Annotated in this window: 19 protein-coding genes; 8 read left to right on the forward strand and 11 right to left on the reverse strand. The window is 60.7% G+C overall.

Going from position 1 to position 19,979, the window contains the following annotated elements; genetic code table 11:
* Positions 1-34: 34 nt before the first annotated feature.
* Both ACYG9Y_RS13765 and nanR read right to left on the reverse strand, forming a co-directional pair.
* Positions 35-340 carry a putative quinol monooxygenase gene (locus ACYG9Y_RS13765; protein WP_023669450.1) on the reverse strand — a complete coding sequence of 102 codons (306 nt, stop codon included), beginning with the start codon at positions 338-340 and terminating at the stop codon, positions 35-37.
* Complete coding sequence (gene nanR / locus ACYG9Y_RS13770) at positions 340-1,047, reverse strand: transcriptional regulator NanR (RefSeq protein ID WP_023693327.1); 708 nt, start codon at positions 1,045-1,047, stop codon at positions 340-342. The genes ACYG9Y_RS13765 and nanR overlap by 1 nt, the downstream gene beginning before the upstream one ends.
* 1,103 nt (positions 1,048-2,150) lie before the next feature.
* Between nanR and ACYG9Y_RS13775 the strand changes: the two genes are divergently transcribed.
* The 7 genes from ACYG9Y_RS13775 (at position 2,151) to ACYG9Y_RS13805 (ending at position 10,551) form a co-directional block, all read left to right on the forward strand.
* Positions 2,151-3,788 carry a methyl-accepting chemotaxis protein gene (locus ACYG9Y_RS13775; RefSeq protein WP_023689447.1) on the forward strand — a complete coding sequence of 546 codons (1,638 nt, stop codon included), beginning with the start codon at positions 2,151-2,153 and terminating at the stop codon, positions 3,786-3,788.
* A 23-nt stretch (positions 3,789-3,811) separates the two neighbouring features.
* Entirely contained in the window at positions 3,812-4,279 is a 468-nt protein-coding gene (locus tag ACYG9Y_RS13780) for a chemotaxis protein CheW (RefSeq protein ID WP_023700505.1), read from the forward strand.
* Positions 4,276-5,517, forward strand: a complete 1,242-nt coding sequence (locus ACYG9Y_RS13785) for a CheR family methyltransferase (protein ID WP_023705670.1) — start codon at positions 4,276-4,278, stop codon at positions 5,515-5,517. The genes ACYG9Y_RS13780 and ACYG9Y_RS13785 overlap by 4 nt, the downstream gene beginning before the upstream one ends.
* The gene (locus ACYG9Y_RS13790) at positions 5,517-6,221 is read left to right on the forward strand and encodes a chemotaxis protein CheW (protein ID WP_023705671.1); all 705 of its coding nucleotides are present in this window, start codon (positions 5,517-5,519) and stop codon (positions 6,219-6,221) included. The genes ACYG9Y_RS13785 and ACYG9Y_RS13790 overlap by 1 nt, the downstream gene beginning before the upstream one ends.
* Complete coding sequence (locus ACYG9Y_RS13795; protein ID WP_460223132.1) at positions 6,218-8,491, forward strand: hybrid sensor histidine kinase/response regulator; 2,274 nt, start codon at positions 6,218-6,220, stop codon at positions 8,489-8,491. The genes ACYG9Y_RS13790 and ACYG9Y_RS13795 overlap by 4 nt, the downstream gene beginning before the upstream one ends.
* Positions 8,492-8,513: 22 nt before the next feature.
* Positions 8,514-9,533, forward strand: a complete 1,020-nt coding sequence (gene cheB, locus ACYG9Y_RS13800; protein ID WP_023705673.1) for a chemotaxis response regulator protein-glutamate methylesterase — start codon at positions 8,514-8,516, stop codon at positions 9,531-9,533.
* 64 nt (positions 9,534-9,597) lie between these two features.
* Positions 9,598-10,551 carry a response regulator gene (locus ACYG9Y_RS13805; protein WP_023669440.1) on the forward strand — a complete coding sequence of 318 codons (954 nt, stop codon included), beginning with the start codon at positions 9,598-9,600 and terminating at the stop codon, positions 10,549-10,551.
* 13 nt (positions 10,552-10,564) lie between these two features.
* Here the strand turns inward: ACYG9Y_RS13805 and ACYG9Y_RS13810 are convergent, their stop codons facing one another.
* The 5 genes from ACYG9Y_RS13810 to ACYG9Y_RS13830 all read right to left on the reverse strand — a co-directional run bounded on the left by ACYG9Y_RS13810 (position 10,565) and on the right by ACYG9Y_RS13830 (position 15,582).
* Positions 10,565-11,254 carry an RraA family protein gene (locus tag ACYG9Y_RS13810; protein ID WP_023682289.1) on the reverse strand — a complete coding sequence of 230 codons (690 nt, stop codon included), beginning with the start codon at positions 11,252-11,254 and terminating at the stop codon, positions 10,565-10,567.
* Positions 11,247-12,419, reverse strand: a complete 1,173-nt coding sequence (locus tag ACYG9Y_RS13815; protein ID WP_031253502.1) for an alpha-hydroxy acid oxidase — start codon at positions 12,417-12,419, stop codon at positions 11,247-11,249. Before ACYG9Y_RS13815 ends, ACYG9Y_RS13810 begins: the two co-directional genes overlap by 8 nt.
* Positions 12,420-12,487: 68 nt before the next feature.
* Positions 12,488-13,393, reverse strand: a complete 906-nt coding sequence (locus ACYG9Y_RS13820; RefSeq protein ID WP_023693321.1) for an SMP-30/gluconolactonase/LRE family protein — start codon at positions 13,391-13,393, stop codon at positions 12,488-12,490.
* 657 nt (positions 13,394-14,050) lie between these two features.
* Complete coding sequence (locus ACYG9Y_RS13825; RefSeq protein WP_023682292.1) at positions 14,051-14,455, reverse strand: MAPEG family protein; 405 nt, start codon at positions 14,453-14,455, stop codon at positions 14,051-14,053.
* 194 nt (positions 14,456-14,649) lie between these two features.
* Positions 14,650-15,582, reverse strand: coding sequence for a LysR family transcriptional regulator (locus tag ACYG9Y_RS13830; protein WP_023739341.1), 933 nt, complete (start codon positions 15,580-15,582; stop codon positions 14,650-14,652).
* Positions 15,583-15,674: 92 nt separating this feature from the next.
* Between ACYG9Y_RS13830 and ACYG9Y_RS13835 the strand changes: the two genes are divergently transcribed.
* Positions 15,675-16,688, forward strand: a complete 1,014-nt coding sequence (locus tag ACYG9Y_RS13835; RefSeq protein WP_023739340.1) for an NADP-dependent oxidoreductase — start codon at positions 15,675-15,677, stop codon at positions 16,686-16,688.
* A gap of 61 nt (positions 16,689-16,749) precedes the next feature.
* Here the strand turns inward: ACYG9Y_RS13835 and ACYG9Y_RS13840 are convergent, their stop codons facing one another.
* From ACYG9Y_RS13840 to ACYG9Y_RS13855, 4 genes are all read right to left on the reverse strand, one after another.
* Complete coding sequence (locus ACYG9Y_RS13840; protein WP_460223133.1) at positions 16,750-17,385, reverse strand: SGNH/GDSL hydrolase family protein; 636 nt, start codon at positions 17,383-17,385, stop codon at positions 16,750-16,752.
* A gap of 130 nt (positions 17,386-17,515) precedes the next feature.
* Positions 17,516-18,319 carry an alpha/beta fold hydrolase gene (locus ACYG9Y_RS13845; protein ID WP_050593144.1) on the reverse strand — a complete coding sequence of 268 codons (804 nt, stop codon included), beginning with the start codon at positions 18,317-18,319 and terminating at the stop codon, positions 17,516-17,518.
* A gap of 272 nt (positions 18,320-18,591) precedes the next feature.
* Positions 18,592-19,521 (reverse strand): ribokinase, encoded by a 930-nt coding sequence (rbsK, locus tag ACYG9Y_RS13850; RefSeq protein WP_023739339.1) that lies wholly within the window; start codon positions 19,519-19,521, stop codon positions 18,592-18,594.
* Positions 19,522-19,525: 4 nt separating this feature from the next.
* Entirely contained in the window at positions 19,526-19,978 is a 453-nt protein-coding gene (locus ACYG9Y_RS13855; protein ID WP_023739338.1) for an RbsD/FucU family protein, read from the reverse strand.
* Between the last annotated feature and the right edge of the window lies 1 nt (position 19,979).

Consider the following 19,979-nt stretch of genomic DNA (forward strand, 5'->3'; position numbering starts at 1 on the left):
TTCGCCCCAATGGGCCAATCCGCCTATGTTCGCCTCAATGCGTGGCTTCAAGAACGAGGTCGCAGGTCGTCACCAACTTGGTCACGACGAGCGGCGCGCTCTGCGTATTGAATTCGTCGAAATGAGCGGTGCGGCAGTGGTCCTCGAATGCGGCCTCGCTATCGTAAATCTCATAGAGCAGGACCCGATCCAGTTCGCCGCGCGCCTCCGTCACGTCAAAGCGGCGGCAGCCGGCCTCGGTGCGCATCGAGGCGGTCGCATTGGCGTCGACAAGTTCTCGGAATCTGTCCCGGGCACCAGGCCTCAGGCGGAAATCGACCCAGACGACAAATCCGGTCATCACTTGGGCCTCGCAAGTTGCAGATACCGCTTGGCCACATATTCGAGATGGCTGCGCATGGCCGCCTCTGACGCGTCTGGATCGCGCGCGGCGACGGCCTCGAAGATTTCGCGATGAGCCTGGTAAGCCTTGCGGTCTTCACCCTTGGCCAATGTGGTGCGACGCTGTTCGAGCAACCATTCAGCTAAGGCCGCGTGAATAGCTGTAAAGATCCGATTGCGGGTGATTACCGCCAGCACGTAATGGAAGTCTACGTCCGTGCGCTCGAAGCGCGCCAGATCGCCGATCGACTGCCGGTTGAGTTCGAGCGCCTCCTTGAGGCTTTCAACGTCTTCCGGGGTAGCATGCACAGCGGCGTTGCGGGCAAGACCGACCTCGAAAAACAGCCGCGCGCTCTGGAAGTCGTGAACCCCTCCCGGCGCCGAAATCATGTGCCGAGCCGGCCCTGAAAGGGCGTCGATCACGAATTGAGGAGTGGGTCGAGTGACGCGGGCACGCTCCCCCGATTTTATCTCGACAAGGCCCATTTTGCTCAGATGCAGCAGGGCCTCACGGATGGAAGGCCGCCCTACCCCGAACTGCCGCATGAGTTCCCGTTCAGATGGGAGACGGTCGGCTTCGGCCAACTCTCCCTCTCGGATCATCCGCTCGAGGTGCGCTGCCACCTCGTCCGAAAGCTTCCGCTGTTTGATCAGAACTCCGATCATGTGGCATACCTGTTATACCAATTAGGTACGTTATGATCCCATAGCACCCCTTGTCAACGAGATCTAAGCATCCGGTGGCCGGGCCCTTAAAGCGACTCCGTCGTTGTCGAGGCGTCCTTTGCGACGCCTTCAATGTCTTCACGAAGATTTCAGTAACTTGAGGGAGAGCGAGCACAATCTGCTCGGTGTTCCGATCGGGAACGTCTTCGAACCCTGGGTCGGTGGTCAGTTTGAACCTGCGGTGTGGACCCCAGGAGTGCCACCGGGCCGTGTGCTGGCCGAGACCTACCCAACCGCCTGCTTATGAGCTGGGACATGAGCCCTCGATGGCAAGTAGACCTCGACCTGAGCAAGATCAGCGAATGGAAGCGGGTTCACAGCCGAGGCGGAAAACGCGAACTCTCGCTGCTGGACCCCTTTGGCAATACGCCTGCTCCATCTCGTAATCTTTTTCCCCGCCGCAATGTCGCAAAGGAAGGGATTGTCGGGTTAGTCCCCTCTACGCTCCAGAGCGCTCGTCACGTTGTGCTCATCCTTGTGCGGTTGGCGGCCGCCGCTTGAGGATGCGCATTTGAAACTGTCTCAAGATCATTTTAGTCCTGAGGGGCCTCAGGCGGGGGCGCTTGCCATTTAGTTATCGTCACCTGCGCATGTCGAACCCGTACTCGGCGCCAATCTACGCGCTGGCCAGTTTGCGACATGTGGTTTCGGCGATCCGCTTTCAGTGCGACGATCATGCTGGACGGCTGATATGAGGCGCGTTCCCGCCTGGCAGCTTAGGGGCAGCAAGCAGGACGTCGGCTTTCTTGCCTCGACCTGGCCTAAGCAGTCATTCAATTCGTGGCCTCAAGCAGCTCGTCCACGCTCCTCCTGACGCGGCGTGCCATCCAGCCGATCTCGGGCTGATGTGCGTGGACGGCAGTCGTCCTTTGACCACCGCTTCTGGCGGCGCCGATTGGCGAGCCGCCTCGCCATCATTAGCTATGGAACGGAAAAGAAACCATTCAGCATCAGACTACCGCTTTTCGACGCACCTTTTCGAATATGTCGGAACGAGCGCTTGTCGCGCAGCCCACGATGCCCCCCATTGGTGAACCGGTTCCATGAAGAGTCTGACAATACGCCACCGCATCCTCGTCAGTTTCGCAGCCGTTCTGGTGGTCATGTCCGTGATAGCCCTCATCGCGTACGCCTGGTTTCTTCAGGCGGGGGAGGAGGCGACTGAGGTCGAGAAGGGCATCCTTCCGGACCTTTATCACAGTACCGAGATCATGACGGGCCAGATGGCGGCCCATAGTCTGCTTCAGGAATATGCCCTTCAGGACAACCCGTCAGACAGAAGCACGGTTGAAAACGCGATCACGACCAATCGCAACCAGGTGCAGCGGTCGATGGACGACTATGAGGCAACGATCGTCTCCGATATCGACAAGCAGAATTATGCAGCCGTCAAACAACTCGCCAACCAATTCCGTCTGGCTGAAACTGCTGTGCTGGAAACAAGCCGGGCTGCCTTGTCGAAAGGTGAAACTCCCAATGAAAGCCCAGCTATCAAGAACGAAGTAGAGCCGATCTTTGTAAAATTGCAGTCCGCTCTGCAGGCCATGGTTGAGGATCACAGAGGCGAGGCAAACAGCGCGACGCAGCGGATCAGCTCGATCGTCAGAACGGCCGAAGTCGGTTTGAGCGTTGGCTTGTTGATAGCCCTCGGGCTAGCCCTTCTTTTGGGTTACCAGCTGTTTCGCGCCATTACAGGTCCGCTCACCCGTTTGGTCGACGCGGTTCAATTGATGCGGCAAGGCGACTTCAGCGAACGGCTCGATCTGAGGCGCCGAGACGAATTCAGCGTGCTTGCCGACGGCTTCAACGCAATGGCGGACGATCTCACAACCCTCATTGGTCAGGTTCAAAGGTCCAGCATACAGGTCGGCACGTCGATAACTGAGATCGCCGCCACCTCCAAGCAACAGCAGGCAACTGCGACTGAAATCGCAGCGACCACAACAGAAATCCGAGCGACAGCCAAGGAAATCTCCGCCACATCAAACGAACTGGTCCGCACGATGAACGAGGTCTCCACAGTTGCCGAACAAACCGCTGCCGTGGCTGGCGGGGGGCAAGCGGGGCTGACCCGTATGGAAGAAACCATGCAGCAGGTCATGGAAGCGGCTGGCGCGATCAATTCCAAACTGGCGATCCTGAGCGAGAAAGCCGGCAGCATCAATCAGGTGGTGACGACCATCACCAAAGTGGCCGATCAGACGAACCTGTTGTCGCTCAACGCTTCCATCGAGGCGGAGAAGGCAGGCCAGTATGGCCGGGGTTTTGCAGTGGTGGCAACGGAAATCCGAAGGCTCGCGGACCAGACAGCTGTCTCCACCTACGATATCGAGCAAATGGTCAAGGACATCCAGTCGGCAGTCGCGGCCGGGGTGATGGGCATGGACAAGTTTTCCGAGCAGGTCCGTCGGGGTATGCAGGACATCCAGCAGGTCGGCGGGCAACTCTTCGAGATCATTCAGCAGGTTCAGGGGCTGGTGCCACGTTTCGAAGTCGCCAATGAAGGCATGCAAGCACAGGCGACCGGCGCGGGGCAGATCAGCGACACGCTAACCCAGCTAAGCGAGGCAGCTCAGCAAACAGTCGAGTCCCTTCAGCAATCGACGCTCGCGATCGACGAGCTCAATCAAGTCTCAGGCGGCATGCGAAGTAGCATATCGAGGTTCAAGCTACGAGCATAGCGAGCCGGCAGTAGGAGGTGACAATGCTATTCCTCGCCTTCAGCATGGGTCCGGATCGCTACTTGATCGATGTCCACAAAATTGAAGAGGTGCTGCCCTATATCGACGTGAAAGTTCTTCCGGGTGCGCCAACTGGTGTGGTGGGTTTGGTCAGCTATAACGGAATACCCATCCCCCTGATCGATGTCACCCTTCTTGCGCTTGGCCGACCATCGGAGCGCCTGTTGAGCACCCGGATCGTTGTGACGCGCTATCCGGCGGATGATGGCGAGCGACGCCTGCTGGGGCTGATCGCGGAACGGGTGACGGATACGATCGAGCGAGACCCGGCCGATTTCGCGCCGTTCGGACTGGAACCAGGAACCCCGCCCTATCTTGGGCCGGTGGCTTCCGATGGTTTGGAGATCATTCAGTGGGTCAAAGTGGAAGCGCTGCTTTCGGAAGAGATTCGTACCGCTTTGCTCCGCCAGGCGGCAATAGGTGATCAATGACCGGAGCAATAGAAAAGCTCCTGACGGAAACCATTGGACTGGACAGTGCCAGCGTTGGTCCGACAGTGGTTCGTCAGGCGGTCAGAGAACGGATGGAAGCATGCCGGATAACCAACCCTCAGGCCTATAGGCAACACTTAGCCGGTTCCTCGCAGGAGCTGCAGGAGCTGATCAATGCGGTGGTGATCCCAGAGACCTGGTTCTTTCGCGACCGAGAAGCGTTCACGATGCTGGCGCGGCATGCGCGCGCGCACAAGCCTGCTCAGCCGATAAGAATCCTGAGCCTGCCATGTTCAACCGGCGAAGAGGCTTACTCGGTCGCCATGGCCATGTTCGATGCCGGCTTTGAGGCGCATGAGTTCAAGATCGATGGCGTGGACGTCAGCAGCCGCAATATCGCGACGGCTGAACACGCCATCTATGGCCGCAATTCGTTTCGCGGCAGCCATTTAGAATTCAAGGATCGCTATTTCGAAGCGGCCGAGGGCGGGTTGCGGCCTGTTGCTGGGGTGCTGAAACAGGTTCGGTTCATGGTAGGAAACTTGTTCGGTTCTCACGCGCCTTTCGGGCAAGAGGTCTATGACATCCTGCTTTGCCGCAATTTGCTGATCTATTTCAATCGAGAGCTGCAGGATCGCGCATTGATCTGCCTGAAGGACCTGCTGGCCAAAGACGGACTTCTTCTGGTCGGTCCGGCGGAAGCAGCTCTTCCAAGGGTGCATGGCTTTCTTTCCGCTGAATGGCCATTGGCCTTCGCCTTTCTGAAATCGGAGCCCGTCAAGACCACGGCGCCGAAGGTTTCGGCCGCCGTCCCGGTGCGGACGCCAAGCCCTAAGGTCAACAAGAGCGAGCCTCTTCGTCCGTTCCGACCGACAAGTGGCAATGAAGGCCGCGGGCAGGCTCCGGCCAAGCCGCTTGCACGCGCCTCGGAAAGCCTCATCGCGGTTGAACGGATCGCCAATGCAGGACGCGTAAAGGAGGCACAGGAGGTCGCCCTGGCGCATCTCAGGGAGTTCGGTCCTTCCGCAGAAATCTTCTACCTGCTGGGCCTCGTCCAGGATGCGGATGGTTCTGCACCCGAAGCCGCGCAAAGTTATCGCAAGGCGCTCTATCTCGCGCCAAATCATCGAGAAGCTCTTGTCCATCTGGCCTTGCTGCTTAGCAAGCAAGGCGACCATAACGGCGCCGAGGCGCTGGCCGGCCGGCTGGGTCGGGTCCAGAAAAGGAGCGGCAGTTGATGGCGGCTTCGACAAGGATCGCTCAGCCGGTGGAGGAGATCGAAATCAACGACTGCTGGCGGCAAATAGGCGTACGGGGTGACAAGTCATGTCCGCTACTAGAGCAGCATCTCCACTGCCGCAATTGCCCGACCTACAAGAAGATCGCACGACGCCTCCTCGACCGTGCAGCTCCCTCGGCATCTCGCGACGAATGGCCTGACAAGGCTGGTCGTGCAGGGATCGATTCGGCAGACAGCGACGCGCTGCAGACGGCCGTTCTCTTCCGTTTGGGGGAGGAATGGCTGGCACTTCCGGTCGGTATTTTTCATGAAGTGGCTGAATCTCGTCGCGTTCATTCACTTCCACATCGCAGGAACAGTGCACTGCTCGGCATTGCGAATGTCCGTGGTGAATTGCTTATTTGCCTGTCCCTGGCCGAATTGCTCGGGATAGACGAGCGCAAGGAAGGGGAACAAGGCACACGAACCAAGGTATTTCGCCGCCTTGTCGTGGTAGGCGAGCGCGACAAGCGGGTTGCTTTTATGGTTGATGAGATCCACGGCTTACATCGGTACCAGGAACGCGACACTCTCGCTGTTCCGGCCATGATTGGCAAGGCACTGTCGGCCGCTACGGTTGCCGTGCTGCCATGGCAAGGACGAGCCGTTGGCTGTCTCGATCCACGACAACTGCTCACGATGCTGGATCGGAGCATCGCATGACAGATGAAGACTTCAGCCAGGTTTCGATGCTCAGCCTCTTCCAGGCCGAACTGGAGACGCAGTCACGGGCTCTGACCTCTGGACTTCTGGCACTCGAACGCGATCCTATCGCCGCCGACGCCCTGGAAGCATGCATGCGTGCCGCGCATTCCCTGAAAGGAGCTGCCCGCATCATCGACCTGATGCCCGCAGTCAAAGTTGCAAATGCGATGGAAGACTGCCTGGTCGCAGCGCAACGCGGGCATCTGAGGGTGCGACGGGAGCATATAGACGCGCTTCTGCAAGGTTCTGACCTTTTGAAATTGATCGCATCGGGATCATCGAGCGAAAGCGCCAACTCAGAAGTCGAAACCTTTCTCGCGAAGTTCGAGGGGTTGTCCCTCCCCCAGGCAAAGCCCGGGCCCCAAGATTTTGCAGCTGATTTCGCAACTCCAGATCATGCCCAGGAGCAACTGGCGACGACCTCTTCAGCGAACCTCCTCGTTGGGGCGGTGCCGCAAGCCCACGGCAGCATCAGCTCTGATAGAATGGTTCGGGTGACGGCAGACAGCCTGAACCGATTGCTCGGGCTGGCTGGCGAGTCGCTGATGGAAGCTCGGCGGCTCAGGCCATTCGCTGACGGGCTGCTACGGCTGAAGCGACTTCAATCGGACCTCGCAAGTGCATTCGACAATCTTCATGCAGTGCTGCCGCCGGTTTCAAACGATGCGGCGGTGGTGGAGGGGCTGGCTGAAGCGCAGCGAAAGCTTCGGTTGAGCCAAGCGTTCCTGGCGGAGCGTTTCGATGAGTTGGATTCAGTGGATCGGAAAGCGACCGATCTTGCCAACAGATTGTACGACGAAACGTTGGCGAGCCGGATGCGGCCTTTTGAGGACGGCGTGCGACACTATGCGAGAATGATCCGCGACCTCGGTCGTACCCTTGGCAAGCGGGTGCGACTGGAGATCGTAGGCGGCTCGACCGGCATCGACCGCGATATCCTCGAGCAGCTCGATGCCCCTTTGGGGCACCTTCTGCGCAACGCTGTAGACCATGGGCTTGAACCGCCTGAGGAGCGCCTCGCGATGGGCAAACCCGAAGAGGGGCTCATCAGGCTCGAAGCGAGGCACAATGCCGGGCTGCTGCAGATAGCCGTGGTGGACGACGGCAGGGGGATAGAGCTCTCGAAGCTGCGCGAGGCCGTCGTCGCCCGGCAACTTGCAACCAGGGAAAGTGCTGAAACACTCAGCGAAAGCGAATTGCTCGCGTTTCTGTTTCTGCCAGGCTTTTCCATGAAAGCGGGCCTTACCGACGTCTCAGGTCGCGGTGTGGGGCTCGATGCAGTGCAAGCCATGACGAAGGAAGTCCGGGGAGTCGCAAGCGTCTCCTCAGAATTTGGCCACGGAACCCGATTTCAACTGCAATTGCCGCTGACACTGTCGGTCCTCCGCACGCTGCTCGTCGATGTCGATGGAGAGCCCTATGCTTTTCCACTCGCTGCCATTTCCAAGACTTTGAAACTGCAACGGACGGAGATCAACGTCCTGCAGGGCCGGCCGCATTTTCGATTGAACGATCGACAGATCGGGCTGGTCACCGCTCGCGAGGTGCTCGATCGAGGTGAGCCCGGATCGGAACCGAACGAACTATCGGTCGTCGTCGTGGATGCGGGTCGGGGCGATGCGTACGGCCTGATCGTTGACCGTTTTCTCGGGGAACGCGAGTTAGTGATCAGACCTCTCGATCCACGGTTTGCCAAGATCAAGGACATCAGCGCAGCGGCCCTGATGGAAGACGGTTCGCCTGTTCTGATCTTCGACGTCGACGATCTGATCCGATCGGTGGAAAAGCTTGCATCGTCCAGCGGATTTCGAGCTCTTCGGCGCGCCGCGGGCGGTCCCGAAGCGAGCAGGCGCAAGCGCGTGCTCGTGATTGACGATTTACTGACGGTTCGCGAACTCCAGCGCAAGATGCTCGGCAATTACGGTTATGAGGTCGAAGTGGCGGTAGACGGCATGGACGGGTGGAATGCCGTCCGGTCTGGTCCTTTCGATCTCGTCGTCACCGACATCGACATGCCTCGCATGGATGGCATCGAGCTGGTGAGTTTGATCAGAAAGGATGCTGATCTCAAGAACACACCCATTATGATCGTTTCATACAAGGATCGGGAAGAAGATCGCGCGCGCGGGCTCGACGCAGGTGCGGACTATTATCTGACCAAGAGTAGTTTTCAGGACGAGGCGCTGATCCATGCCGTCGTGGACATGATTGGCGAGGCGGCTGAATGAGATCGAGATTGGAAGCCAGCGAATGAGAATCGGCGTAGTTAACGACATGCCGATGGCGGTTGAACTTCTGCGTCGACTGGTTCTGTTGACCGGCGAACATCAGGTCGCGTGGATCGCGACTAATGGGCGTGAGGCGGTCGAGGTCTGCAGACGTGATCTGCCGGATCTGATACTCATGGATCTAGCGATGCCAGAGATGGACGGCGTGGAAGCGACCCGCAGAATCATGGCGGAAACCCCGTGCTCAATCTTGCTGGTGACCGCCAGTATCGAAGCCAACCTCGCCGGCGTCTACGAAGCAATGGGTCATGGCGCGCTTGACGCAGTCGATATTCCGTCAGTGGGCATCGAAGGCAACGCGTCCTCGCAATCCGCCCGGCTTTTGACGAACAAGATACTAACGATAGGCAAGCTGATCGGTGATGCGCCTACCCAGGCAAAAAGGCGGATGTCACGTGCGGCTGAGCCGTCAACTCGACGCCTGATAGCAATCGGCGCCTCTGCGGGCGGGCCGGCTGCCGTTGCCGCAGTCCTGAGCGCGTTTCCCGTTGATTTTGGCGGCGCGATTGTGCTCGTCCAGCATCTCGATGCTCAGTTCGTTCCAGGCCTTGTTGATTGGCTAGGGCAGCATACGCGTCTCCCGATCCGTCCGGCGGGGGAAAGGGATAGCCCTCAAGCGGGCACCGTTCTCGTTGCCAGTTCTGCGGATCATCTGGTTTTCAAGTCAGCTCAGCAACTTGGCTATACGCCCAGCCCCAAGGACAATGTTTATCGGCCGTCCGTAGATGTGTTCTTCGAAAGTGCGGCGCAATGGTGGCCTGGCCCGGTGATTGGTGTTCTGCTCACAGGCATGGGCAGGGATGGTGCGCGCGGGCTGAGACAGCTCCGTGACAAGGGGCATCTCACAATCGCGCAGGATAGAGCAACCAGTGCCGTCTATGGCATGCCGAAGGCCGCCGCCGACATCGGCGCGGCTGTTGATATTCTTCCTTTGGGTGCGATCGGCTCACGTATAATCGAAGCCTGCGAGCGCTCCACGTGAAAGGCCCCTTCCGATGACGCAAGAACCAGAGTTGGTCCCGCCACTCGCAGATAACTATTCATCCATGGTTCTGCTCATCGATGATCAGATCATGGTTTGCGAGGCGGTCAGGCGCGCTCTAGCCAACGAGCCCGATATTTCCTTACACTTCTGCACCGACCCGTTGAGAGCGATGACGGTCGCGGATGAGGTAAAGCCAACCGTTATCCTGCAGGATCTCGTGATGCCAGGGGTCGATGGGCTGCATCTGGTGCGAGAATACAGGAAGCATGCGTCGACACGCGCGGTGCCAGTCATTGTGCTGTCGAGCAAGGAAGATCCAGCCACCAAGGGCGAAGCCTTCGCTGCGGGCGCGAACGACTATCTCGTCAAACTGCCGGATCGTATCGAGTTGATTGCACGCATTCGATATCACACGCGGGCCTATCTGGATCACGTCCAGCGAGACTCGGCACACCGAGCGCTGAGGGAAAGCCAGCGACAGCTGATCAGTGCAAATCTAGAGCTTGAACGTCTGACGCGGATCGATGGCCTGACGGGTCTCGGCAACAGGCGCTATTTTGACGAATATCTGGCGGCTGAATGGAAACGCGCTTTTCGCGCACAGTCCCCACTGTCGCTGTTGATGATCGATGCCGACAACTTCAAACGATACAACGATACCTATGGCCATATGGCCGGCGACGATGTGCTCAAGCAAATCGCCCGCGTAATCCAGAGCGGTTCCGGCCGCTCCACCGATCTCGCTGCGCGGTACGGAGGCGAAGAGTTCGTCATCGTGTTGGTCGACACTATACTGGAACAATCCAGTGCGATCGCCGAGCGGCTCGTCCAGAGCGTGCGGGAGTTGAACATACCCCACGGCCCGGATCGCGTGACCATCAGCGTCGGCGTCGCAACAGCGGTGCCCACCGAGAACGAGACGCCAAACGATTTCGTCAATGCCGCCGATTTGGCTCTGTTTCGTGCCAAATCGGAAGGACGAAATCGTGTTGCGCTTCATATGTCCCGCAGCTAGAGAAGCTCACATCTCAGTCAACGAAGCGCGCCCTGTTCGATTTGAGGACGACCTTGGCAAAGTCGGGCATCTCGAGACCTTGCCGCACCAGGCCATCAAGAGTTTTCTCAGCCGCCCTGATGGCGGAGAGCCGGGCCAGCACAGTCTCAGCCTCCAGGCGAGGCACCACGGCGACACCGTCGCGGTCGCCGACCAGTATGTCTCCCGGCGAGATAGTCACTCCTCCCAGCACCACCGGGAATCCGACCGTGCCTGGACCATTTCGCGCAGGCGAATTCGCAATGACCCCGGCACAGTAAACCGGCAACCCGACCGCCTCGATCCCGACAACGTCGCGCACCAGGCCGTCAGTGATGAAGCCGGCGACCCCCTTGTTGCGCGCCATGCCGAGCACGAGATCGCCAGTTACCGCGGTACCGGCAAAGCTGTCGGTGGCCGCGACGATGACATCGCCACTTGCTGCGGCATCCAGTGCTCCAAACAGGGCGAGGTTGTCGGCGGGACCGCAGTGACAGGTCACGGCGACGCCGACCATCGTCGCAGTAGCTGGCGACAGTGGCTTGATCGCATAATGCAAGGCGCCGCGTCCCCCCATCGCGTCTACGACCTGGCTAACCGGCACGCCCGCAAAAGCACTGATGATTTCTGCTGCGGGCCGTTCGAAACGGCGCTTGATGGTGAGCAGTGGTGGGTCTTCAATCATGTAGCGGCCCCATTCCCTGAACGAACGAAATACAGTCCGGCCCGAGGTCGCGCAGGCTCCGCGCGCCCATCAGTCCCATGACGCGGTCGATCTCCTTGCGGTAGAGTTCGAGCACGTGGCGTACCCCCTCCTCGCCGGCGACCGCGAGCCCCCACAACTGCGGCCGCCCGATCAGACAGCACGAGGCGCCGAGCGCCAGGGCCTTGACGACGTCAGAGCCTCGCCTGATGCCGCCGTCGATAAGCACTGGTACGCGGCCGGCGACAGCCGCGACAACCGCCGTCAACGCGTCCAGGGATGCGGCGGCGCCGTCAAGCTGACGTCCCCCATGATTGGATACGATGATGCCGTCAATTCCTCGGGCTACAGCCTCGGCGGCTTCGCTGGGATGCAGGACGCCTTTCAGCAACAACGGTCCGGACCAGACAGTGCGCAGCCAGTCGACATCGGCCCAGGAGAGTCCGGGATCGAGCATTGCGGCCATTCGGCCCGCCAATGCACCGACCGTCGCCGTATCTCCGGGGCGCGCGTAGTTGCCGAAAGTCAGTTTCGGGAGTCGGGTGCGCATACGAAGAAGCCACGCCGCCTTGGTGGCGGCCGCGAGGGTTCCGGCCACACCGAAGCGCGGCGGGATGGCAAAACCGTTGCGGATGTCGCGTTCACGGTTGCCAAGCATCTGGTTATCAATGGTGAGCACCAGCGCGTCGTAGCTTGAGGCACGCGCCCGATCCACCATTTCTCGGGTGAAGCCGCGATCGGTATAGACGAACACCTGCATCCACCGTGGGCTACTTCCGGTGGCTGCTATATCCTCCAGCGTGCAGACCGATCCGTGGCTGGCGCAGTAGAATGTCCCTGCGGCCGCTGCGGCTCGGGCGGCTGCGCGCTCGCCGTCGGGCCAGAACAGCCCAGCCAGGCCGGTTGGCGCGATGCCCAGCGGGATGGCAAGTTTCGCGCCGAAGAGGTCAAGGGAAAGGTCTCGCGTCGTTGCACCGTTGAGTGGTCGCGGCAGAATGGCAACCTCGTTAAAAGCTTGCTCGTTCCGGCGCAGCGTTCGCTCATCCTCGGCACCGCCATCGGCGAAGTCGAACACCGGGCGTGGCAAACTCCGCCGCGCGGCGACGCGGACCGCGGCCACGCTGTACAGGCACTTCAACGCCGCCATCGAAGCAGACGATGCCGCACCGCCGGCACCGCGGTCATCGCCTGTGTTTGAGGCGGACGAGGAGCTACTCACGGTTGCTTTCCGCCGATGCGACCATGATGCGTCGGTCCACCGCCTCCCGGAACACGCACGCAGGAGAGTGTTCCCTCAAAGGAGGGATCGCTGCCGGTCGCCAGCACGCCGGCATTTGTCACCCAAAGCATCTCGCCCGAGAAGACGCAGTTGGTCGTTGCCTTGCCGCAGACGAAGAAACCCTCCGCTGTGCCGTTGGGCTTCAGAACGTGAATGCCGTTGGCGGCAATATCCGTGACATAAAGGCGGCCATCGGCTCCGACCTTCAGCCCGTCCGGGATCGGATTGGCCCCAGGCAAGCGGCCCAGGTCTTCGACGGAACCATCCGGACGCTGCCGCTTGACGCGCCCCGTATAGGACTCCCCCCAAATGATCGAGCCGTCGGCTTCGATCGCCACACCATTGGGGAAGGTCGGCTTGTCGAAACCGAGAGCAAGGTAAGCACTGCCATCGGGGTTGACGGCAAAAATGTAGCTTGGGTCCGGATTCCCCGGGTTGTATGTGCCGGGATCGCTGAAGATGAGCCGGCCGTCAGCAGCAAATACAAGATCGTTTGGCCCATTGAGCCGAATGCCCGCGACTTCGCTCAGCAGGATTTCCGGCTTTCCGCCTTCGGCAACCCGCTGGATCGATGGCGTCGTCATGTCCGCGGCCCGCCAAGGTCCGGTCGTGCCGCCGTTCTGGCAGACATAGAGCAGGTCATCCGATCCGAGAACGCAGGCGTTGGGCGCTCCGGCAACATACGCGAACTGGCGAGCACTTCCGTCGCGATCTATGGCCGTCAGCTGGCTGCGATAGCTTTCGACGATGACAATTCGGCCATCGGGCAGCACCGTCGGGCCCTCGGGCCAGCCAAGGCCGGTCGCGACAACCTCGACGGCCAGCTTTTCAACCTCGTTCATCGTGCGACCCCCAGAACGGCAGACTATCAAGATTTGTCGGGTATAATCCAGCCTGACGATCTGGCGGTCACCGGACCCGGCGACTCGAAAGATAGCCAGGCTGACGTGCGCGTTGCTGGGCCCCCACTAGGCCGGCCCCCCACCCCGGCGCCGGTGAACCCCGACGGGCGGAGGCCTATGGCTACAGCGCGAGCCGATCGGTGTCTACACAGCTCGGTAGCACTGGCTTGCTCCTCCAGGTTGGGTGGCAGGATTAGGTGCTGCTGAGGCCAGCGTGCAAGGAACAAGTGCAGGTGGAGAAGGTTGAATCTCAGTTCCTCTCCCTCTAACACTCACAAAGTCCAACAATTCTCTGCTCCGCTGCCAGGCGCTCTTGAGCCCGAGCGTTTGCAGGGCGTGCGTGTGGCCAAAAGCTGGGGAGCGCCGCAGCGCCCAGGCGTGCAAATTGCTCTCTGAACGCCGATCCTTCTCCGAAGCTGGGGAGTAGCCCCAAAATCCAACGGCAATATCATGCCTCAACGGCGGTTTTGCCACTGCCAGTTTTGCGGTTCGCTCGCCTGTCAAAAGGGACAGTCTTTCGGGTCACGATCCGGAGTGGGTTTGCCAAGGCTCCCGGAATCGAGGTGGCCCACTTTTGCGTCGGGGCTCCGCCACTCTTCAGATCAACAGCAACCAGCACCAATACGCACCAATCACCATTTGCACAGCGAACGCGGTGAACCTGAGACTGACCGCGAGTTGGCTGGTTGAGACGAGGTGGATCACCGACTGCACTATACGTGCGCCTAACATCGTGGAGGCCAAGGGATCCGTGACATCTGTCTTTGAAATGATGATCGCGACTCCGAGCAGACCTCCGAAGATTGGAAGCCCTTCAATGCAGTTGGCGTGGGCACGGGCTAACCTCCGCATAAACGGGGAGAGGGCTCCGTTATCTGGCGTAAAGCCGTTTGCCGGGACTTGCCCAGAGATCACCAGGTAGCTCCGGATAACTTCCATCACGATCAGCAGGGCCAGCGCCCACGAGATGAAGCCAGTCAATGCGTAAGCACTCGCCGACATGTGCCCTCCCCGTGCTAGCACTCTAGGTCGTTGTAGCCGATCAACTAGTCTAATGCTATTCGACGAGGAGGGGCGGCCTGTAGTGGGGCCGAAACGGAATAGCAGCTTTTGGACGTTGTGCCCAGAATAGCTGCCGTTCAGCCAATCAGCAGTGATTGACCGCTTTCGCCCTTTAGCGACCCTTCCGCGCCAGATCAGTCGATGCTTGAAGCTGCCATTCGCAGAGTGAAAGCGGCGTCGAGCATGGTCAGAAAGGCGCGCACGGCGGGGTTGGCGCGTCGGCTTGCCGGCCAGAGCACGGTGACATTGTTTCGCTCGACCGCGAACGTGGACAGCACTGGGACCAGTTCGCCGCCCTTCACATAGGGAGCCGCCATGAAGGAGGCGCCTATGCCTATCCCACCGCCGGCTGCCAGCATGATGAGCACGGCATCGCTGGCATCGGCGACCACACCGGAATTGGGCACGATCTCGATTTCACGGTCGCCAATCCGGAAGGGCCAGCGAAAGGCCTGGCCTGTGCTCTGATATCGAAGGTTGACGGTGTCGTGCCCTTCCAGGTGATCGGGATGGGTCGGTGTGCCGCGTTCCTCGAGATAGGCTGGCGAGGCGAAGCAGCAAAGCCGATGGGGTGCGAGCTTGCGTGATAGTAGCCGGGTGTCAGCCAGATCACCGATGCGTATGGCGACATCGATCCCTTCCTCGATCATGTCCACCATCTGGTCACCCAGCCTGAGATCGACGATCAGGTTCGGATGGAGCCGACGGAAAGCCGGTAAAGCCGGAGCGATCAGATGCAGTCCGATCGGCAGCGACGCGGCCACGCGCAACGTGCCCGATGGTTCGGAGCGCGCGGTCATTGCCGCCTGCTCTATTTCCTCGGCCTCGCGTAGCAGACGCAGCGCGCGCTCATGCAGGTCGCGCCCTTCGGGCGTGAAGGTGAGCGAGCGCGTTGTACGGGTAAACAGCGACACTCCTAAATGCCGCTCGAGCCGCTGGACGCTCTTGCTGACCGCCGACGGGGAAATCGACAGCGCGCGCGCCGCTGCCGTGTAGCTGCCGAGCGATCCCGCACGCGCGAAGGCGATGATGCCAGTGAGCCGATCCAAAGTGATATGTTCCGCCATGGCATTACTTAACCGCCATCGGCACCGATTATCAACCGGCGGTCATGCCGCTAGATTCGCTCCAATGACATGGATGAGCGGAGATTTCACCAATGAGCGATAAGATGAAGGCAGTCCGTCTGCACGCATTCGGTGGTCCCGAGATGCTGGTGTACGAAGACGCGCCTAGGCCGGGTGTGAAGCCCGGCGAGGTGCTTGTCCGAGTCCAGGCGGCCGGGCTTAATCCGCCCGACTGGGATCTGCGGGATGGCTATCGCGCACTGCCGCCAGAATGGCGACCCAACGCGTCCTTCCCACTGATTCTCGGCACGGACGTGTCGGGCGTCATTGAAGCGGTTGGCGCTGACGCCGCTGAGTTCAGCATCGGTGACGAGGTCTACGCAATGGTTCGCTTCCCCGATAACTTGATGACGGGTAGCAATGCCTACGCGCATTATGTCAGTGTGCCGGCATCGCATGTTGCGTTGAAACCAGCCGGCATCGACCATATTCATGCGGCTGGTGCGCCGATGTCGCTTCTGACGGCATGGCAGTTCTTGATCGAACTTGGCCACGACGAGCCGAATCCGTTCCAGCCCTTACCGCATGAGCCGGTGCCCCTCGACGGCAAGACGGTGCTCATCAATGGTGCCGGAGGCGGTGTCGGGCATCTGGCCGTCCAGTTGGCGAAATGGCGGGGCGCGCGCGTCATCGCGGTGACATCGGCCAAGAACGAGGCGCTGATGCGCGATCTCGGCGTGGATCAATTCATCGACTACAAGACAACCGCGGCGGAAGATGTCGTTCGAGACGTCGACCTTGTCCTCGACGCGGTGGGCGGCGCGGACATGGAGCGCTTCTTCCATGTTCTGAAGCCGGGCGGCGCGCTGTTCCTGGTCAACCCACTGGGCTTCGCTGGTCACGAAGAGACAGAGAGGCTGGGGATCACGGTCTCATCCACACAGGTTCGATCCAATGGCGCGCAGTTGGCAAAAGCCGCCCGCCTGCTCGACGACGGCCTTGTGCGTGTCGTCATCGACAGCACATTCCCGCTGGCCGAGGCATCGCGCGCACATGAGCGCGCCGCCGACGGCAGTATTCAAGGCAAGATCGTGCTGGCCGTCTGAATTGTTGCTTTCAGTCCGAACGACCATCGGGAGTGCAGACGATCGGGCGCGATTACGCCGTTTAGCCGACGAAGACCACCGACCGACGTCCGGCTAAATCGTGCTCGACTACAAGTGCCGCGATGGCTGCCGCGATCTTCGCGCCGCCTTGCACTGACGGTTCGATAGGATTGGCGAAGTCCGCGTCCTCATTCGATACCAAGCGCAGGTCGACGAGCGGCAAACCGCGCGAGAACGCCGCCCGGGTGATGACGTCGTTGAGGACCGTCAGGGCAGTTGCGGCAAGTCTACGACGCTGTGGGTCGGGAAAGCGCGCCTCGTAGATCGTGCAGACAGCGGTGGGTAGGTTTTGGCCCAGCGCCCCCTCGAGCATCGTACAGTAGTCGTGCTCGAATTCCTCCCGGATATCGCTGATCCTGTCCAGAACCTCGGCCACCGAACAGGCCCCCTGCTCCAGAATCCCTGCATGACGAAGAGCATCATTGCCACCGACGCTGACGACAAGATGGCTAGCATCCTGGGGGAGCCGTTCAAGCTGCCGCTCGACGCCGCTTGTGACGGCGCCGTCGACGGCGTTTACCGTTGCACGCCACCCCTCCGGCAACCGCTCCCGCAGCTGCCGCACTACGTCGGGCCCGTGCGCGACATAGGCAGCGTTGTCAAAGATCGAATCCCCGAGAAGGACGACGTGTGGCATCGGATGCTCCGTTGAGGCCTCTGCCAATGCTGCATCAGCAGAGGAGGTAAGGTGGTGGGTTGTGACCGCGGCAGCGAGCACGGTCAGGAGATCACGGCGAGTCAGGCCACCTACAGAACGGAACGGCATCTCAGCCGTCCAGGAACGCCAGAAGCGCGGCATTCACCGCGCTGGCCTCTTCGCGCTGTTCCCAATGCGTCGCCTTCTCGAACGTCTGCAGGCCCCGATCGTTGCAAAGGGCCAGACTGCGCTCGGCCAGGCCATATTCCAGAGCTTGGTCCTGCATCCCCCACAGTACAAGGGTCGGCGTCGTGATCCGCTCATTCAGGCTTGGGCGGAAGCGCAGCGCCCGATACCAGTTGAGCATGCCTGTCAGCGCCCCCGGCCGTTCCCAGGCCTGCCGATACTCTGCGATTTCCTCCGCCGTGAAGGCATCTGTTCGGCTGGATTTGATGAGCGCCCGTGCCAGCAGAGCCGAGCGCCCCGCCCCCAGAAAAGCCTCCGGCAGCAAGGGGAACTGGAAGAAGGCCGCATAGCTGCTCCGCAGGAACTGGGTCGGAGATCGCAAGGAATGGGCAAGCAGCACCTCGGGATGGGGCGCGTTCAGGATGACGAGCCTTTCCAGGCGGTGCGGCAGCTTTGCGCCTGCGGCCCAGGCGACGATACCGCCCCAGTAAATGACCGACGAGGTGAAACCTTCCGATGCCGAGCGCGTCGGCGATGGCAACGACACGCCGACGAGCTTGGGGAGCGTGTATTCACGGATGGCTTTCGGCTTGTCACTGGTGTTGTAGCCCCTCTGGTCGGGAACGATGACCCGGAATCCGGCGGAAGCGAGCGCATCGATCTGCCGTCTCCAGCCGATCCAGAAGTCGCCGGGAGCAGTCTGTCCCGGTCCAGCCGCTAGGCTGGCAGCAGCGGAGGCGTCGATCAAAGTGAATACCTCGCGGAGTTGACGAGGAGTTCTGATAGGCAAGTTTCAATTTCGCGCTTTTTCCCGCAAATTCGAGAGCGTAAGGAATTGAATCAGTCGTTGATTAATCAGGCGTTTTCGCCGGCCTGTCACGCCGGAGGTCGCGGGTTCGAGCCCCGTCACTCGCGCCATTTCTCCTCAGGAGAAATGTGACATAATCGTCTAGAATCATGGTCTTGCATGAGGCAATTAAGATCCGGTCGGATCTGAACTCGATCTCTCCCGCAACGACCTCACCCCTCGGCCAGCAGCGCCTCGACCTCCTGCAGCGTCGGCATGGATGGCGCCGTACCCGGCCTTGTCACCGAAATGCCGGCGACGGCGCAGGCGAAGCGGACGGCTTGCAGCGGCTCCACGCCTTTGGCGAGTGCGGCGGCCAGGCCGCCATTGAAGGCATCGCCCGCACCGGTAGTTTCGACCACTGCGCCGGCATTGACCACCGGGACATGGTCGGACCGAGCGGCCGTGTGCAGCAGCGCGCCTTTTTCGCCGAGCGTGATGATGACCGAGCCGACGCCTTTTTTGAGCAGGCTGTCGGCGGCGCGGCGAGCGTCGTCGATCGAAGAAACCTTGATGCCGGTCAGTTCCTCGGCCTCGGTTTCGTTGGGGGTCACATAGTCGCACAGCGTGTAGATGCGGTCCGGCAGCTTGGCCGCCGGCGCCGGATTGAGGATGGTGGTCACCCCTGCACCGCGCGCGATTTCGAGTGCGCGCAGTGCCGCGTCGATCGGCTGTTCGAGCTGGGTGACGAAGACGCCGGCGCCGCCGATCAGGCCGGCGTTGGCCTCGATGTCTTCAGGCGAGATCAGCATCGCTGCACCCGGGCTGACGATGATGGCGTTGTTGCCGGTTGTCTCCTCGATGAAGATATAGGCCGCGCCGGTATAGCTTTGCGGCGTGTCGATCACGGGGGATTTAACGCTCGCCTCTGCCCAGGTCGCCTTGGCCATGTCGGCGAAAGCATCGACGCCAAGCCGGGTCAGGAAGGTGACGTCCGCGCCGAGCTTGCCTGCCGCCACCGCCTGGTTCGAGCCCTTGCCGCCAGGTCCCAGCTTGAAGGAATTACCAAGAATGGTTTCACCCATGCGCGGCTGTCGATCGGCCCGGTAAGCGGTGTCGGCGACGAAAACGCCCAGAATGACGACAGGTTTGCCCGACGCCATGGCCCTACTCGGCATCCGGCGGCACGACGCCCTTGCGAAAGGCGAAGCAGCCATAGAAGCGGCGCTCCCCGGTCTGGATGACGCAATAGGCTTTCTTGGCGCGCTCGTAGAAGGCATAGCGCTCGACCGAGATCATCGGCCAGGCCTTGCCCTCGGCCTTGTCGATCTCCTTCTGCACCTCTTTTTGCACCGGCGGAATCTCGTCCGGCTTGCCGACAATCTCCATGCGCGCGGCCGCATCGTCGACGAATGTGTCGAGCGGATAGAGCGACAGCACCGCCTTGGCGACATCGGCCGCCGAGGCATCGATGCGCAGCAGCTTGCCGAGCACGGTCTGCTTTGCCACCGAATCGGCGGGGAAATTGGTGTCGGCGATGACCAGATCGTCGCCGTGTCCCATTGCCCTGAGCGCCTGGAGCACATCGGCATTGAGCAATGGGTTGATCCCTTTGAGCATG

It is taken from the genome of Mesorhizobium sp. W050, assembly GCF_054719535.1.